Raw genomic sequence first — 1,890 nt, forward strand, 5'->3', positions numbered from 1 at the left:
GGTTCACCTATTTGGTTTAACTTAATAATTAACGTTTTTCCTTTTTCAATTTGAACTTCAATTGATTCTCCTGTTCGCATACCATGGAAGAATGTTACCGTATCTAGCACTGTTACATCCCCAAATTGTTCATAGTTCTTTTGGTAATCTAAATAAACCTGTGGATACATAATATAACTTAATACATCTTCATCTGATGGGATTTTATCAATTTTTTCAGCTAATTCTTTTTTTATTTCAGTGAAATCAACTGGTTTCGCTAATGATCCTGGTCTTACGGTAATGGGTTTTTTCTCTTTTAAAATGATTTTTTGTAGTTTTTCCGGAAAGCCGCCAACTGGTTGTCCTAAATCTCCCATGAAAAAGCTGATGACAGATTCTGGAAAATCAATTTCCATTCCTCTTGTATAAATATCTTCTTCTGACAAATGATTTTGAACCATAAATAAAGCCATGTCTCCTACAACTTTTGAAGAAGGAGTAACTTTAACAATGTCTCCAAACAGTTGATTAACTACTGCATACATTTTCTTAACTTTGTCCCATTCGTCATCTAACCCTACAGCTTTTGCTTGTTGTTGCAGATTAGTGTATTGACCTCCAGGCATTTCATGTTGGTAGACTTCGGTTTGAGGAGCACTAACTCCATTTTCGAAGTCGTTGTACCGCGCCCGCACATCTTCCCAATAGCGGTTAATTTGTTGTGCATTTTCAATTGTAATCGAAGGAACACGTTCTGTGTCTAACAAAGCATAGTATAAGCTATTCATACTAGGCTGACTGGTTGCTCCGCTCATCGCACTCATTGTTACATCCACAATATCTACTCCTGCTTTGACAGCTGAGGCATAGGTAAAAATGCCATTGCCGCTTGTATCATGAGTATGCAAATGAATCGGCAGATCTACACTGGCTTTTAATTCGCTGATTAAACGATAAGCTGCTTGAGGTTTCAAAATTCCTGCCATATCTTTGACAGCAATGATATGAGCACCTTGTTTTTCTAATTCTTTAGCCATTTTTTTGTAGTACTCTACCGTATATTTATCTCTTGTTGGATCATTGATATCTCCTGTATAACAAATGGCTGCTTCCGCAATCTTGCCCGTATCCCGGACGACTTGAATGCTTTTTTCCATTTGCGGAATCCAATTTAAGCTATCAAAAATACGGAATACATCGATTCCATTTTGAGCTGCTTGTCTGATAAAGGCTTCAATCACATTATCGGGATAATTTTGATACCCTACAGCATTGGAGCCTCTAAATAACATTTGAAATAAAGTATTCGGCATTTTCTCTCTTAATTTGCTTAGACGTTCCCATGGGTCTTCATTTAAGAATCGATACGCAACATCAAAAGTAGCTCCGCCCCACATTTCAGATGAGAATAATTGTGGAATAGCTTTCTCAGTTTCTTCAGCAATGGCTAAGAAGTCTTGAGTCCGTACACGAGTAGCCAATAAACTTTGATGCGCATCTCTAAAGGTTGTATCCGTTAATAATACTTCTTTCGACCGCTTTACCCATTCTACTACAGCATCTGCTCCTTGCTGATCAAGGATATTTTTTGCGCTTTGGTAGTTCTCGTCCAATAAAATCAGCTGTTTTGGCTTTCTAGCCGGTTCATAGAATCTCTTTTCTGCTTTCTCAATCCCTGGAAATCCATTTACTGTGATATTGCTGATGTATTTCATTGTTTTATTTCCTCTATCACGGACTTTTGAAAATTTAAAAAGTTCTGGGGTAGTATCAATGAAAGTTGTTTTAGCATTACCTGATAAAAAAACAGGGTGAGAAATAACGTTTTGCATAAATGGAATATTTGTTTTGACTCCCCGGATCCGGAATTCTTTTAAAGCCCGGACCATTTTTTGTACAGCCAATTCA

General features: G+C 37.1%; 1 protein-coding gene. It reads right to left on the reverse strand.

Features of this window, described 5'->3' with window-relative positions:
* Nucleotides 1-1,890: pyruvate carboxylase subunit B (locus RT405_RS13240; RefSeq protein ID WP_313470311.1), on the reverse strand; the 1,890-nt coding region annotated here is incomplete at both ends.

The sequence above is a fragment of the Carnobacterium sp. genome, assembly GCF_032094055.1.
In the GTDB taxonomy this organism is placed as follows: Bacteria; Bacillota; Bacilli; order Lactobacillales; family Carnobacteriaceae; genus Carnobacterium_A.